This is a genomic window from Priestia sp. P1_B12_1 (genome assembly GCF_056406695.1).
Map to the genome: position 1 here is coordinate 382,745 of NZ_JBFTZR010000003.1, position 14,252 is coordinate 396,996.

A 14,252-nucleotide genomic window follows, 5' to 3' on the forward strand; every position below is an offset into this window, starting at 1 on the left:
CTTTTTTTATTTTTTATTTTATTAGTTTACATAATTATTTTATTGTTAACTTATATTTTTTTTAGACATGTATGTTTTATTTATCTTCGATTGAGGAACATAAAAAGTAATAAAGGAGATGGATAAAATGAATGAACAAAAAATTGCTAAAAAAGTAAACGAAGTATTAGAAGGAAATCGTGTAGGAACATTAGCTACAGTTGTAAACAACAAACCCCACTCTCGCTATATGACATTCTTTAGCGATGAAGATGGTATCGCTCTTTACACACCAACAAATATCAATACACATAAGGCAGAAGAAATCGAAGCCAATCCGAACGTGCACGTACTATTGGGCTACAGCGGCGAAGGATATGGCGATCAATACTTAGAATTATCTGGTACAGCTGTTCTTCGTACTGGTGATCAATTAAAAGGACGTATATGGAACGATCACATGAAAGAATGGTTTGACGGTCCAAATGACCCTGAGTATGTTGTTCTTGAAATTACGCCGAACGAAATTCGCTTTATGAATGAAGGCGAAGAAACTCCTCAAACTGTTCAGCTATAATAAAAAAAGCGCACACTGTGCGCTTTTTTTATTTTCCTACCGCTTCTTTCAATTGAGCTGCTTTTTCTTTTGGAGACGCTGCTAAGCTAATCGCGGTAATAATAGAAACGCCATCTGCACCTGCTTCTACTACTTGTTTGGCATTTTCAGGCGTGATCCCGCCGATTCCTACAATTGGAAAGTCAATATTCTGGTTTCGTACTTCTTCAATTAACTTTGTACCTTGCACTGCTTTTGCGTCTTTTTTTGTAGACGTAGGAAAAACAGGCCCCATTCCTACATAATCCGCCCCGTCTTTTATCGCTTGCTGCAGCTCTTGTGCATTATGAACAGAGACGCCTACAATTCCTTTTCCTATTTTCTCTCGAACAATATGAGCTTTTTCATCTTCTTGTCCAATATGAACGCCATCTGCTTGTAAGCGGATCGCTAAGTCAAGATCATCATTCACAACAAAAGGAACGCTGTGCTGCTGACAAATTTGCTGAAGTTCCTTCGCCAGCTGATATTTCGCTTCTCCTGTTAGGGCACCCTCGCCTTTTTCACGGAATTGAAACACAGTAACGCCGCCTTCAATTGCTTCTTTCAACACTGCTCTCGGATCTTTTGTACAGTTATTGCTGCCCATTATAAAATAAACTTGCAGCAGCTTTTTGATTTCTTTGTTTGTCATTTTCCGGCTCCTTTTAACGTTGATGTACTCTTGCATATGATTCAATATCCTGCCCAGATAAAAGATGAAGCTGGTTTAACAGCTCAATTTGAAAGCTTCCCGGCCCTTCTTCACCTTTTTTCGCTGCGGCGATTTCACCTGCCACTCCGTAAAAACTTAAAGCAGCAACGCTTGCCTCGACATATTCTTTTTCTACAGCAGCGAAAGCTCCTATAATTGATGTCAGCAGACATCCAGTCCCCGTCACTTTCGTAAATAACGGGTGACCGTTGTCTACTGTATACGTTTTGTTTCCATCTGTGATTACATCTTGTTTACCCGTGATAACAATCACTGTATCTAATTTGTTCGCTGCTTTCTCAGCAAGTTCAATGACGTCTCCTTGCCCTTCTAATGAATCAACGCCTTTAATGAGCCATGACTCGCCTACTACATTCGCAACTTCAGCAGCGTTACCACGAATAACTGCCATATTTAATTCTTCTACAAGCTGACGTGCTACTTCTGTACGAAACGGGGTCGCTCCGGCTCCTACAGGATCGAAAATAACCGGCACGCCATTTTCATTTGCTGATTTTCCTGCTATTCTCATCGCTTCTACTTCTTGAGCCGTCAGTGTACCCATATTTAAGACAAGCGCTCCGGCGATTCGTGCCATGTCAGCCACTTCTTCTTTCGCATAAGCCATAACAGGTGAAGCTCCTAGTGCAAGCAGTCCATTTGCTGTAAAGTTGGTTACCACAACATTCGTAATATTATGAACAAGCGGACTTATGTCTCTTACTTTCTCTAATTGAGCTGAAATTTTACTAATATCCATGTTTTTTCACTCTTTTCATTTAGTTTTAACACTGCAAAAAAGACAAAAAAGCACCTTGCATGCGCAAAGTGCTTTGGTATGTACTCACATTCCCTGCGCTGGCATTATCCAACAGGTTCAAATGGTCAACAGGCGTCCCTGTACTCTCAGCCTGCCCCGCGCAAGCTCCCATACTATTCTTGTTACGTTTAAAGTTTACTATTAACCTTTTTTATTTGCAACCATTTCACTGTTTTGCCGATAAAATAAAGCTTCTCTATAGGCTGAGTGGCGCTTTAAAGCTTACACCATTCCTCAAAGAATAATCAAAAGACCTCCAGTAAGCTACTGGAGGTCTTCTATTCCCTAAGAATTCTATCATTTTTCCTTATGGTTATTTCTCTTGAACCGCTTGATTTCTCACAACTGTTTTTCTGTCCTTCCCTGCTCTTAAAGATAAAAGAAAACAAAGAAGCAGTACAAGTGCAGCTGATACGTACGGATAATTAATGTTTATATCAAAGAGAAAGCCTGCTACAACGGGGCCAATAATATTTCCAAGACTTGTATAAGCAGAATTTAGTCCGGCTACATATCCTTGGTCGTCTTGTGCCATCATCGACATTTGCGTGCTGATTGCCGGACGTAAAATATCTGTTGCTAAAAAAACGATAAATGTCACAACAATAATAAGCCAGTACGTGTGCACAAATAGCGTAAGTAAAATAAAAAGTCCCGTCATCATCAAGCAAAACGAAATCACTCTTTTTTCACCAAACTTATTTAAAATCCACCCAAAAATCGTAACCTGCACTACAGCCCCCGCAATAGAGCCGAACGTAATAACAAACGCAATATCTTTTGGCGTAAAGCTAAATTTATGATCAACAAATAGTGAAAAAATCGTTTCATAATTGGATAATCCAAACGATGTCACAAAAACAATAATTAAACTTAAAAAATAAGGTTCTTTATAAGAATTCATAAGCTGCAGTAGCAGCCGCTCTTCTTTTGGATTCTCATTGTTTGAAACAGCATGATTTTGTACAGGACGAGACTCTGGCAAAACAAGAAGCGTAATCACTGCAGCCAAGCCTCCTGCTACTGCGGCCATATAAAATGGTACACGCATGCCGTATTCAGCTAAAAAGCCGCCGATACCGGGTCCAATAATAAATCCTGTTGTAATCGCCGCCGTCACATAGCCCATTCCTTTAGCGCGTTCTTTAGCAGACGTCACGTCCGCTGTATAGGCCATAACAGCAGGCATAATGAGCGCGGCCCCAACCCCGCCTAACATTCTCGATAAAAATAATAAAAGAGGTGTACTCACTGAACCAAAGAACCATTCAGACAAGGCAAAAACAATCATTCCCGCTACAATAATTTTCTTTCTCCCTAACGAATCTGATAACCGACCCGCTAAAGGTGAAAACAAAAATTGAGTCAGTGAAAACACCGCTACTAAAAGCCCCATCACGCTGCCGTTGATATGAAGCTCCGTCATATATGTTGGCATAATTGGAATAACGAGACCGATTCCTGTAAAAACAATAAAAATATTTAGCATGAGCAGCAAAATCGCCGCTCGATTTCTTAACAATAATGACATATAAACCTCCTGATTACAAAAATACTGAACGTTCGGTCTATAAAAATACAAAATAATGAGGGATTACTCATTACCGCAATAAGCATCCCCGATTATTTAAGAAGACCTTGCTATGATTCCGTTTAAAAATACATCGATTGCTGAATGGTAAAGCTTCAGGGCATTTTCCGTGTTCGTTTTTCGAGACATGCGGCTCATTCCAACAAACAGCCCTTCTAAAATCACTGCAAGCTGTTCTGCATTTTTAGGAGAAAACTCTCCTTCATCAATGCCTTTTTGCAAAAGCTCCCGGTTAAACTCCACGTGTCGTTTCACCATCTCATCAATTCGCTCTTCGATGTCGCTGCCCTTTTCCTCGTTGTTAAAAAACTCATCGGCAGCTTTCGTAAGAGGATGATTTAAATCATCTAAAATGATTTGCTCCGCAATTCCAAAAAGCTTATCTCTTGTTGTTTTGTAAAGAGACTCTCTTTCTTTCCAGTTGCGTTCCCACTCGAGATCCCATTCGTCTATTAAATAGAGAAAAAGCCCTTCTTTACTTTTAAAGTGATAATAAATATTCCCTTTACTGCTTCCCGTAGCTTCTACAATTTCCTCAATAGATGTAGCTTTATAGCCTTTTTGAGAAAACAATGCTTTAGCGGCATCTGCCACTTTTCTTTTGGTTTGTTCACTTTGAAGCTTTTTTTTATTCAAGCTATTTCCACCGCCCGGCACATTTATTATTTATACTGAACATTCGTTTTGTATTATCTGACACCTATACTACATAGGAAAATCCTTTTTGTCTAGTGAAAAAATCTAGTTTATACCTTTTTATATGAATTATGACAAAACAAAAAAACAAAGAGGTTGAGACATAACTAAATCAACCGCTAGAAGCCACTGCATATATGAAACCTACGTTCACCATCACCATAAAAAAATCCGAACGAGTTGGATTCTTCATCAAAAATTTTGATTCATCGTTCGGATCTTCTTTGACTAAAATACTTTTGTTCCGGCCTCTTTTAATCAATCATTCAATTTCTTTGTCATAAATACACTGTATGGATCTTCTTTGTAGGTAGAAAACGGTTCGCACTCGTAAAATCCAAAACTGGCGTATAGCTTTCTAGCCGGTTCAAAAGCAGAAGCGGATCCTGTTTCTAAGGTTAAGCGTCGGTATCCTCGTTTTTTCGCTTCATTTATTATGTACTGCAGCAGCTCCCTAGCAATGCCTTTTCGCAAATGAGCCGCGGCTGTTCGCATCGATTTAATTTCTCCGTGATGCTCATCTAGCTCTTTTATAGCCCCGCACCCTGCTAGCTGTCTGTCTTCCCACACGCTCCAAAACGTAATATCACGGTGTTTTAAGCTTTCAATATTTAGAGCATGAATACTTTCAGGAGGTGAATGTAAGTTCATTCCTTGAAGGTGAGAACTTACTAGTTCAATAACTTCATTGTTCGTTAAGTGGTCTCTTTTTATTTTAATCATTTTCTCTTCCTTCCTGCTACTAACGGGCGGTCAACTACAAACCTACTTATGAATAAATTCACTGTCAACCTTTAAAAATCCTTTTATACACTCCCTTCTTTTTCACAGTTATTAAAATCGACTTTGCCAAGCAGATGTTTCATACATTGTTAAACGGAGGTGAAATTCGTTGAAGAAGGTTTTATTTTGTCTTGTCCCTCTTTTGTTTTTATTATCCGCCTGCTTTAGTGATCCTGTTCAAGATGATTTAATCGACTATAACAATCAAGATTTAAAAAAAGCCGCTCAGCTTGAAAAAGAAGCGATTGACGCATACGATTCTGTTACAGGCGCTAACTACACAAGTGACGCAGTGATGTATGATACGATGACGAGTGAAGTCATTCCTACCTATCGTAAATTTGTCGACGAACTGGAAAACATCGATGTAGAAACCGACGATCTTCGAAAGGTTCATGAAGGCTATATAAAGGCTGCCAATACCCAGTATAATGCTTTCATTAAAATTGTCAGCGCTTTAGAAAAGCAGGACCGCAACCTTATTGCTGAGGCAAACGCTATGCTTGATGAGGCACGAAAAGGGATACGCGATTACAATGCCGCTATTAAAAAGCTGGCTAAAGAACATGATGTAAAAATTGAAGAACTAAAAACACAGCGAGAAAACAGCCTATAGTTTTGATGCAAAAAGAAGGTCTCTAAAAATAGTAAGAGACCTTCTTTCGTATGCTGTTTCAATTTCTCCACGTTCGTTCGATAAACGAAGAAGAGTATTAGGAAATATTGCTTAACGATGCATAATAAGAGGCAATAATTTCTTCATCTGAATGCGGAATTTCGTTTCCTTTTACAAGCTGAGCGCCGTTAATACAGCCGCTTGTAAGTAAAATAATATCATTTGGCTTTCCTAAAGAAAGCGACTTTAATACTCCTTCTGTTCGAGTAGGGGCACGGTGAATATTACTTGCGCTTGGATTTAAAAAACCTGTCATTACTTGATCTACAATCACGTTCGGATCATGATGACCTGGATGATCAACAGTTACGACAATTCCATCAGCTTTTCCTTCAATGACACGCGCCATTTTAGGCATTTTATTAAAATCTCGAATGCCGATCCCTGCAATCATGACAATGAGCTGGTTATACTCCATCTTTTTTACTTCTTCTACTAAACGCGTAAGGGCAACAGGCGTATGGGCATAGTCTAAAATCACTTTTTGGTTATTAGGACCTTCTATCACTTGAAAGCGTCCTTCTGGACTTTCCAATTTAGGAAGCACGCTAATAATATCTTCAATGTGGTATTCAAAATGAAGAGCTGTACCAATGGCCGCTAGCACGTTAGCAATGTTGTAATCGCCATATACAGGCACTGCTACTTTGTATGACTGTCCTTTATAAAGTAAATCAAAGAAAGAGCCCCCTTCTTTGACAGTAATGTTTTTTGCTTGCAGAGTTGCCTCCGCATTATTTAATAAGCTATACGTGACTTTAGGTCCTTCAAATAGCCTGCTCAAGTCTTTACCCATGTCCTGATCATCTATATTAATAACGGCATGTTTTGCCTGCTGAAATAATTTCATCTTGCATTTTTTATAGTGCTCAAACGTTTTATGATACTCTAAGTGCTCTTCTGAAAGATTTGTGTGAATGGCGACATCAAAATAAATATCTTCTACTCGCTGCTGATCAATCGCAATTGAAGATACTTCCATCACTGCCGCTTCATCGCCTCGTGTATACAAATCATAAAAAATTTTATGCAAGTCTACCGATTCAGGTGTTGTAGGCGTACTTTTTTTATAAACTAACTTCTTCTTTGATGACCAAATGCCGGTCGTGCCAATCGATCCTGTCGGCAATTTTAAAAGAGTTAAAAGCGACCTTACGTAAGCTGCTACGGTTGTTTTACCATTTGTACCTGTAACGCCAATTGTCTCAATTTTTTCATCCGTATAATCAAAATACATTTTAGAAAAAGAGGCCATTACTTTGCGAACGTCATCAACAGCTAAAAACGTACAGTGAGAATACTGAGTGCTCAAAAGACGCAGCTCCTCAATGCTTGTCCCAAAGACTGCTACGGCTCCTCTAGCTATAGCTTCTTTAATATATTGATGTCCATCTTCATTTTCACCTTTTATACTAAAAAATACTGATCCGTCGTAAACCTGCTTTGAGTGATATGTCAAATGGTTGATCGTTTGAGATGCAGGCCCAAAAATATGTTTAATTGATAAGTTCATTAATGTATCAAAGTGGATGTTCATAGCTATTCCTCACAGTGTATAAATTTTATTTTTAATATGTTCTAAAATCCCTTAAATACTCTTTGAAGGATATTTTTTCTTTATTTCCATTTATAAAGAACTTTCTACAATTCAATCTTCTTATTTTGCTTTCATGTGTAGAACGAAAATAAAGAAAAGACGGATCACTATTTTTTAAAACTAAAAGTATGTAAAATATGGATGAACTGTGTATATCATACCAGCAGCAAAAGCGAAGCATTGTAGTAAAATATTCCCCCTATACGTGCAAAACGAAACCATTCTTTAAAATAAAATAATTTCATAGAGTAAGTTGAATCATGATCAATACTTGAACGTGGGGTAAGAAAGATTACTGTATGAATCAGTGCCTCTCTTTGCAAAATAACAAAGAAAACATCATAATAAAAGATGCGCATAACAGCGTGAATGACTCTGTTTTGAAAGGATGGACTACAGCAAATGACGCGTTCTCTTTTAGACATTGAACCACTTCCTCTTTTATTTTATCAACAGCCTACACTTGAATTAGCTCAGTCGCTGTTAGGATGTCTTCTTGTTCACGAAACGGCAGAAGGAACTGCATCTGGTTTCATTGTAGAAACAGAGGCTTACAAAGGGCCTTTCGACCGAGCAGCTCATAGTTTTAATAACCGGCGCACAAAAAGGACGGAGATCATGTTCGGTCCTCCTGCTCATGCCTATACGCATACAATGCATACACATTGTCTACTCAATGTTGTAAGCAGCGACATCGATTGTCCAGAAGGCGTCCTCATTCGAGCTATTGAGCCCTTTAGCGGAAAAGATTTGATGAAAACTAGACGTCGAGGGATGGAAAATGAAATAAATTGGACAAACGGTCCCGGGAAACTAACAAAAGCACTAGGGGTTTCAATGGATTTGTACGGTCATGATTTAACCAGCCCTCCTCTTTATATTGCTCGTGGCTTCACTCCTTCAGAGATTTCCGCCGGACCTCGCGTTGGCATTGATAATTCTGGTGAGGCGAAGGATTACCCTTGGCGCTTTTGGGTTACCAATCACCCGTTTGTATCGAAATTCAGGTGAACAAAAGGCGAATTGATTTATTCACGAAAATAAAAGAAGCACCTCTTTTTAGAGATGCTTCTTTTTGCTTACGCCCACCACATTTGTGAGGGAGTTTCTTCAATTAATACACTTTGTAAGTTTGTAACCGCGCGTTTAAATCCTTCTTCAATCGACATGATTGGATCTTCGTGCTCAATGCTGACTACATAATCGTATCCGTATGTGCGAAGTGCACTCATCATATCAGACCACTCTTTTACATCATGTCCGCATCCTACGGATCTAAACGTCCATGCACGCGTTTGGACCTCTCCGTATGGCTGCATATCCGTCAGGCCGTACATGTTAATATTATCCTGGTCCAAGTACGTATCCTTTGCATGGAAATGATGAATCGCATTTTCTTTTGCTAAAATTTTAATAGCTCCTACCGGATCAATTCCTTGCCACCATAAATGACTTGGATCAAGGTTAGCGCCAATCGCTGGACTTGTTTTTTCGCGAAGCTTTAGCAGCGTATACGGAGTATGAACTAAAAATCCGCCGTGAAGTTCTAAACCAATTTTTACATTATGCTCCTCCGCTAGTTCTCCAATTTCTTTCCAATAAGGAACAAGCTTATTTTCCCACTGCCAATTCAAGACGTCTCCATACTCGTTAGGCCAAGGAGTAACAGGCCAGTTTGGGTACTTCGCTTCTTCGTGATCTCCTGCTGTTCCAGAAAAGCAGTTAACCACTGGAACACCTACTAATGATGCTAGTTGGATGGTCTTGCGAAGCGTTTCGTCAGATTCTTTTGCAAAACTTGCCTCAGGTGAAATAGGATTGCCGTGGCAGCTAAATGCACTGATTGTAAGTCCGCGGTCTTTTATCTGCTTCATATAGGCTTCTCTTTTTTGTTCATCTTCAAGCAGCTCATCTAACGGACAATGACTGTTTCCCGGATAGCCCCCCGTTCCGATTTCAACAGCATGAAGACCTGCTGCTTTTACTTTATCTAACATCTCTTCAAAAGAAAGATCCGCAAATAAGACCGTGAATACTCCAAGTTTCATTTTAATTTCCCCCTGTGCGATATATTTCGTCAATAATAGCTGAGACTTGAAGCGCTTCTTGTGGCTTTACCACTAATTCAGCATTTCCTTTACACGCTTCAACGAAATTTTTAGCCTGACTTAGGCTGTAATCATCTTCTCCATCTATCCAAGGTGACGTACTGTTCATGAGCATACCGTTTTTAGACGTGTATAGTTCAAACGGAAACACGCTTAAACCGCCATCTACCCCTGATATGCTTACGTGCTCTTCATCATCTTCGATATTAGCAGCCCAAGAAGTTTCTAAAAGAAGCGACGCTCCATTTTCAAATTTAATATAGGCCGTTACATGATCATCCACGCTGAATGCTTCATGATCAAATGCTCCCCATTGATTTAATTGGTTAGGCGTTTTACTCAGGTCATTATATGTACTTCCCAGCACTTCAGTATGCTTTGGGTTTCCCATCAGCCAAAGCGTTAAATCAAGTAAATGGCAGCCGTAATCAATTAAGCTGCCTCCTCCTTGAAGATCTTTGTTCGTAAATACCCCCCAACCGGGAACCTTTCGGCGACGCATTGCTCTGACACGTGCAACTAATGGGCGCCCTACCTCTGTCATCATTTTTTTCGCTGCCTGCGCTTCTTTCATGAATCGGTAATGATACGCAATCGCTAACTGCTTACCTGATTCTCTAGCAGCAGCAAGCATTTCTTCACCTTGCTCTTTAGACATCGCCATTGGCTTTTCACATAGGACGTGAACGCCTGCTTTTAGCGCTTCTACTGCAAACTCGGCGTGAAATTTATTCGGTGTACAAATACATACAGCATCCACTTCTTTAAACATATCTTTGTAATCAACAAATACGTGAGGGATATTATGCTCATTGGCTACCTCTGTGGCTCTTTCACTATTAATATCGCTAAGCCCCCAAATCACACATTCATCACCCAGTTGTTTGAATGCCGGGATATGCCTGCTTACAGCAATCCCTCCTGCTCCGATTATGCCAATTCTCACGTTTTTCACCTCTTACACGCGCGTAATTTGTTTCGTTTGACTTGATTTTAAAGCTGCTAAAATAACAGCAAGTGATTTTAATCCTTCTTCACCAGGAACAGGAGATTCTTTATCTTCTGCAACTGCATCTACAAATTGTTCAATGACGTGAGAATTACCTTGGCCGCCTTCATCGTTCGATTGAATTTTTCCTAATTCATAGTTCACGACTTCACCCGTTGCATATTGTGCAACTAATGAATACGTCGGGTCGTCCTCCAAACGAAGAATCCCTTTCTCTCCGTAAACAATCGTGGAGTTATCTTCTTTTCCATTGTAAGCCCAGCTTGCCGCAAGCGTACCGATAATCCCACTTTCCGTTTTTAATACGCACACAGCATTGTCGTCTACATTTGCAAAGTCTTTTGCATTGCTTTCTACAAATGCACCGACTTCTACAATTTCTTCATTCAATATGTAGCGGAGCATATCGGTTTTATGAACGCCTAAATCACCCATAGCCCCAATAAACGCTTCGTCTTTTTTGAAGAACCAGCTGTCTTTTCCGTCCACGCTCCAACCTTCAGGGCCACCGTGGCCAAAAGCCGTACGGAAACTATAAATTTTACCGATTTCCCCTTTTTCAATAAGTTCACGAGCTTTTTGATGAGAAGCTACAAAGCGCTGATTATGTCCGATCATTAGTTTTTTACCGTTTGTTTTTGCTGCTTCAATCATTGCTTTCGCTTCTTCTTCTGATGTTGCCATCGGCTTTTCACACAGGACATGAACTCCGCTGTTTAACGCTGCAACCGAAATAGGCGCATGAAGATAGTTGGGCGTACATACGCTCACTGCTTCTACTGTACCGCTTGCTAAAAGTTCTTCATAGTTTGTGTAAGCTTTTACACCGTACTGCTGTGCTACGCTGTTTGCACGTTCTGTGTTTATATCGCAAACGGCTACTAATTCTACTTGTTCATTCATCTTATATTCTGGTAAGTGACGGTGTTGCGCAATGCTTCCGCACCCAATAACGCCAATTTTTACTTTTGCCATCTTTCCTATCCCCTTTGCTTAAGCATTATTAATTAGTTTTTAACAGCGATTGATTCAAGCGGTTGCGCATTGCCGTAAACCGGACGTTTTCTCTCTGCTGGCTTTGCCCATTTAATCGCATTCATAATGACACGCTGAATGTCTTTGTTATGGTATGTTGGATATGTTTCATGTCCAGGTCTGAAATAAAATACTTTTCCGTTTCCGCGTTTGTACGTGCAGCCGCTTCTGAAAATTTCTCCGCCTTCAAACCAGCTCGTGAAAATCAGTTCATCAGGTGCTGGAATATCAAAGTGCTCTCCATACATTTCTTCGCGCTCAAGCTCGATAAATTCACCAATACCTTCCACAATCGGATGACTCGGTTCTACTACCCACAAGCGCTCTTTTTCATCTGCTTCACGCCATTTTAAGTCGCAGCTTGTGCCCATTAACGTTTTGAAAATTTTAGAAAAGTGACCTGAGTGTAAGACAATAAGCCCCATACCGTCTAGCACGCGCTGCTTTACTTTCTCAACGATCTCATCTTTTACTTCGTCATGTGCTAAATGACCCCACCATACTAAAACATCCGTTTGATTTAATACTTCTTCAGTCAACCCGTGTTCTACTTCTTCTAATGTTGCGGTGTGCGTACGAAACCCTCCTTCTTCTAAAAAAGAAGCGATGGCACCGTGAATGCCTTCAGGGTAAATTTCTCTTACCACCGGATTTTTCTGTTCATGACGATTTTCATTCCATACTGTAACATTAATCATTTTCATATCCCCTTTTTTTGTGAATGCTAACTTATATCCCCTTTTTTTATAAATGCTAAACTTTGGTTAACCGGTTAACTTACTGCGGTTCACCCGCGCTTAGCAGTCGAATCTCGAATAATAAGTTCAACCGATAATTTCACATGCTGCAGCGTGCTGAAACGGTGTTCAATTGCTTGAATAACAGACGTCGCGGCGACGACTCCTTTGTTAAATACATCTTGACGAATGGTTGTTAGACTTGGAGATGCATAGCTGCTAAACGTTATGTCATCAAACCCTACGATTGAGTAGTCCTGCGGAATTTTTTTCCCCTTTTCTTGCAGTGCTTTCATAATTCCAAGCGCCAGCGTATCAGAGGATGCAAAAACCGCCCGAATATCCTTATGATCTTGCAGCAGCTTGTTCCCTAATTTGTAACCGTTATCAAAGGAACTTTCGTTCACTTCAAAAACAAACGTCTTTGATGGTGTAATGCCTGCTTCTTTTAATGCTTTCTCGTAGCCTATATACCTCTTTTTATCCACTGGACTATTGACGAGGTGATGAGCAACAAAGGCAATTTCTTTGTGCCCCAAATTCACTAAATGTGTTGTAGCTAGATATCCTCCATGCTCATCGTCTACAGAAATATGATGATAATCACGTTCGTACTTTTCATATGTATCTACTAGCACAATCGGATTCGATAACGCTTTCATTTTCTCATACAATCGATGAGGGAAGGCTCCTAAAAACAGAAGACCATCAATATTTCTCGTTCGAATCCATTTTAGGCAATCAGCTGGGCTACTCGCTCCAGATATGACTAGATCATAACCATGCTTGCGGATTACATATTCAATTCCACTAATCATTTCGCTGTAATAATGGTTATCTTTAAATATAGTAGAAAGTGAATCATCTGTAAGCGGGAACATAACGCCAATCATATTTGACTTTTGTTTCGAGAGACTAACGGCGGTTAAATTTGGTTCGTAGTTTAATTCTTTTACCGCTGTTAAGATTCGCTCTTTTGTTTCATCGGATACTTTGTTAATTCCGTTTAAGACGTAAGATACTGAAGCTGCAGACACCCCTGCATGCTTCGCTACATCACGAATCGTTATCTTTTCTCCCATAAAATCTCTCCAGTTAAACGGTTAACTATTTACTCGTTCATTATAATTCACTCCTTTATTATCAGTCAACTTATTTTTCAAATTATCTGTTAACTATTATAATATCTTCCTAGATTGGCATGTTTTAAGCAGTGACAAGATGTATTGACACCTGTTAATCTTTGAAACGTACATATAAAGTTCGGTGCACAGCACGCACCGATCCGTGATAAAAGGGGCGTTCAAAAGGATTTCAGGAGGTACTTACTTTATGTTTAAGAAACTAGCAATTATTGGAGCGCTGGCAGTTCCTATGTTCGGCATGAGTCACGGGGCAAATGCCGCTGAAACAACTCATCGCGTAAAAGCCGGAGAGACTCTTTACAAGATTGGCGCTGAATACGGCGTTACGGTTAAACAGTTAAAAGAAGCGAATCACAAATCTACGGACTCTATTAATGCAAATGAAACACTAACAATCCCTAACTCTATTAGCGAAAGTGATAAAGAATTGTTAGCTCGCCTTGTACAAGCTGAAGCAAAAGGCGAACCTTACGCTGGCAAAGTGGCTGTAGCAACAGTTGTCTTAAACCGCGTGGATAGCGATTCTTTCCCAAACTCTATTCATGATGTCATTTATCAAGGTACACAGTTTACACCTGTACAAAACGGTGAAATTAATAAAGCAGCGGATGCTGAAGCACAAAAAGCTGTAAATGAAGCACTAGCTTTTAGAGGTCAAGGAAAAGGTTCGTTATTCTTCTTTAATCCAGATAAAACAAGCGACCAATGGCTTCGTCAAAAACAGGTTACGATTACAATCGGAAATCACGTTTTTGCAAAATAAACA

16 protein-coding genes and 1 riboswitch are annotated in these 14,252 nt (G+C 39.8%); of the genes, 4 read left to right on the forward strand and 12 right to left on the reverse strand.

The features are described from left to right. Positions 1–127 precede the first annotated feature (127 nt). Positions 128–556, forward strand: coding sequence for a pyridoxamine 5'-phosphate oxidase family protein (locus AC1D0Y_RS12960; protein ID WP_013082985.1), 429 nt, complete (start codon positions 128–130; stop codon positions 554–556). Between the two features lie 28 nt (positions 557–584). Here AC1D0Y_RS12960 and thiE read toward each other — a convergent pair whose 3' ends face one another. From thiE to AC1D0Y_RS12985, 5 genes are all read right to left on the reverse strand, one after another. After that, complete coding sequence (gene thiE, locus AC1D0Y_RS12965; RefSeq protein WP_060745751.1) at positions 585–1,229, reverse strand: thiamine phosphate synthase; 645 nt, start codon at positions 1,227–1,229, stop codon at positions 585–587. Between the two features lie 13 nt (positions 1,230–1,242). Beyond that, complete coding sequence (gene thiM, locus AC1D0Y_RS12970) at positions 1,243–2,049, reverse strand: hydroxyethylthiazole kinase (RefSeq protein WP_060745752.1); 807 nt, start codon at positions 2,047–2,049, stop codon at positions 1,243–1,245. 73 nt (positions 2,050–2,122) lie between these two features. Continuing rightward, positions 2,123–2,231: riboswitch (TPP riboswitch) on the reverse strand. 191 nt (positions 2,232–2,422) lie between these two features. Next, the gene (locus tag AC1D0Y_RS12975) at positions 2,423–3,640 is read right to left on the reverse strand and encodes an MFS transporter (protein ID WP_477707679.1); all 1,218 of its coding nucleotides are present in this window, start codon (positions 3,638–3,640) and stop codon (positions 2,423–2,425) included. A 96-nt stretch (positions 3,641–3,736) separates the two neighbouring features. After that, positions 3,737–4,336, reverse strand: coding sequence for a TetR/AcrR family transcriptional regulator (locus tag AC1D0Y_RS12980; RefSeq protein WP_028408685.1), 600 nt, complete (start codon positions 4,334–4,336; stop codon positions 3,737–3,739). 318 nt (positions 4,337–4,654) lie between these two features. After that, the gene (locus AC1D0Y_RS12985; protein WP_477707680.1) at positions 4,655–5,119 is read right to left on the reverse strand and encodes a GNAT family N-acetyltransferase; all 465 of its coding nucleotides are present in this window, start codon (positions 5,117–5,119) and stop codon (positions 4,655–4,657) included. Between the two features lie 169 nt (positions 5,120–5,288). On the opposite strand from AC1D0Y_RS12985, the gene AC1D0Y_RS12990 reads away from it, so the two are divergent. Then, complete coding sequence (locus AC1D0Y_RS12990) at positions 5,289–5,795, forward strand: hypothetical protein (protein WP_098249829.1); 507 nt, start codon at positions 5,289–5,291, stop codon at positions 5,793–5,795. Between the two features lie 97 nt (positions 5,796–5,892). On the opposite strand, the gene AC1D0Y_RS12995 is transcribed toward AC1D0Y_RS12990, so the two are convergent. Further along, positions 5,893–7,392 (reverse strand): UDP-N-acetylmuramoyl-L-alanyl-D-glutamate--2,6-diaminopimelate ligase, encoded by a 1,500-nt coding sequence (locus AC1D0Y_RS12995; protein WP_477707681.1) that lies wholly within the window; start codon positions 7,390–7,392, stop codon positions 5,893–5,895. 215 nt (positions 7,393–7,607) lie between these two features. Next, on the reverse strand, positions 7,608–7,877 hold the full coding sequence (locus tag AC1D0Y_RS13000; RefSeq protein WP_098967283.1) for a hypothetical protein: 270 nt from the start codon (positions 7,875–7,877) through the stop codon (positions 7,608–7,610). Between AC1D0Y_RS13000 and AC1D0Y_RS13005 the strand changes: the two genes are divergently transcribed. Then, positions 7,855–8,463 (forward strand): DNA-3-methyladenine glycosylase, encoded by a 609-nt coding sequence (locus tag AC1D0Y_RS13005; RefSeq protein WP_477707682.1) that lies wholly within the window; start codon positions 7,855–7,857, stop codon positions 8,461–8,463. The genes AC1D0Y_RS13000 and AC1D0Y_RS13005 overlap by 23 nt on opposite strands. Positions 8,464–8,531: 68 nt before the next feature. Here AC1D0Y_RS13005 and AC1D0Y_RS13010 read toward each other — a convergent pair whose 3' ends face one another. The 5 genes from AC1D0Y_RS13010 to AC1D0Y_RS13030 all read right to left on the reverse strand — a co-directional run bounded on the left by AC1D0Y_RS13010 (position 8,532) and on the right by AC1D0Y_RS13030 (position 13,423). Further along, positions 8,532–9,500, reverse strand: coding sequence for a sugar phosphate isomerase/epimerase family protein (locus AC1D0Y_RS13010; RefSeq protein ID WP_028408689.1), 969 nt, complete (start codon positions 9,498–9,500; stop codon positions 8,532–8,534). Between the two features lies 1 nt (position 9,501). After that, a complete protein-coding gene (locus tag AC1D0Y_RS13015; protein WP_034275886.1) occupies positions 9,502–10,506 on the reverse strand; it encodes a Gfo/Idh/MocA family protein in 1,005 nt (334 codons plus the stop codon). A gap of 12 nt (positions 10,507–10,518) precedes the next feature. Then, positions 10,519–11,544, reverse strand: a complete 1,026-nt coding sequence (locus tag AC1D0Y_RS13020) for a Gfo/Idh/MocA family protein (RefSeq protein WP_098249833.1) — start codon at positions 11,542–11,544, stop codon at positions 10,519–10,521. Between the two features lie 32 nt (positions 11,545–11,576). Next, a complete protein-coding gene (locus AC1D0Y_RS13025) occupies positions 11,577–12,302 on the reverse strand; it encodes a ThuA domain-containing protein (protein WP_060745759.1) in 726 nt (241 codons plus the stop codon). Positions 12,303–12,391: 89 nt separating this feature from the next. Continuing rightward, on the reverse strand, positions 12,392–13,423 hold the full coding sequence (locus AC1D0Y_RS13030) for a LacI family DNA-binding transcriptional regulator (RefSeq protein WP_060745760.1): 1,032 nt from the start codon (positions 13,421–13,423) through the stop codon (positions 12,392–12,394). 250 nt (positions 13,424–13,673) lie between these two features. Here AC1D0Y_RS13030 and AC1D0Y_RS13035 point away from each other — a divergent pair, with 250 nt between their 5' ends. Beyond that, positions 13,674–14,249 (forward strand): cell wall hydrolase, encoded by a 576-nt coding sequence (locus AC1D0Y_RS13035; RefSeq protein ID WP_477707683.1) that lies wholly within the window; start codon positions 13,674–13,676, stop codon positions 14,247–14,249. The last annotated feature ends 3 nt before the right edge of the window (positions 14,250–14,252 follow it).

Bases quoted from the DNA above. Each gene is read 5' to 3' on its own strand.
- AC1D0Y_RS12960 (WP_013082985.1), top strand. From the start codon at position 128: ATGAATGAACAAAAAATTGCTAAAAAAGTAAACGAAGTATTAGAAGGA.
- thiE (WP_060745751.1), bottom strand. From the start codon at position 1,229: ATGACAAACAAAGAAATCAAAAAGCTGCTGCAAGTTTATTTTATAATG.
- thiM (WP_060745752.1), bottom strand. From the start codon at position 2,049: ATGGATATTAGTAAAATTTCAGCTCAATTAGAGAAAGTAAGAGACATA.
- AC1D0Y_RS12975 (WP_477707679.1), bottom strand. From the start codon at position 3,640: ATGTCATTATTGTTAAGAAATCGAGCGGCGATTTTGCTGCTCATGCTA.
- AC1D0Y_RS12985 (WP_477707680.1), bottom strand. From the start codon at position 5,119: ATGATTAAAATAAAAAGAGACCACTTAACGAACAATGAAGTTATTGAA.
- AC1D0Y_RS12995 (WP_477707681.1), bottom strand. From the start codon at position 7,392: ATGAACATCCACTTTGATACATTAATGAACTTATCAATTAAACATATT.
- AC1D0Y_RS13005 (WP_477707682.1), top strand. From the start codon at position 7,855: ATGACGCGTTCTCTTTTAGACATTGAACCACTTCCTCTTTTATTTTAT.
- AC1D0Y_RS13000 (WP_098967283.1), bottom strand. From the start codon at position 7,877: ATGTCTAAAAGAGAACGCGTCATTTGCTGTAGTCCATCCTTTCAAAAC.
- AC1D0Y_RS13010 (WP_028408689.1), bottom strand. From the start codon at position 9,500: ATGAAACTTGGAGTATTCACGGTCTTATTTGCGGATCTTTCTTTTGAA.
- AC1D0Y_RS13020 (WP_098249833.1), bottom strand. From the start codon at position 11,544: ATGGCAAAAGTAAAAATTGGCGTTATTGGGTGCGGAAGCATTGCGCAA.
- AC1D0Y_RS13025 (WP_060745759.1), bottom strand. From the start codon at position 12,302: ATGATTAATGTTACAGTATGGAATGAAAATCGTCATGAACAGAAAAAT.
- AC1D0Y_RS13030 (WP_060745760.1), bottom strand. From the start codon at position 13,423: ATGGGAGAAAAGATAACGATTCGTGATGTAGCGAAGCATGCAGGGGTG.
- AC1D0Y_RS13035 (WP_477707683.1), top strand. From the start codon at position 13,674: ATGTTTAAGAAACTAGCAATTATTGGAGCGCTGGCAGTTCCTATGTTC.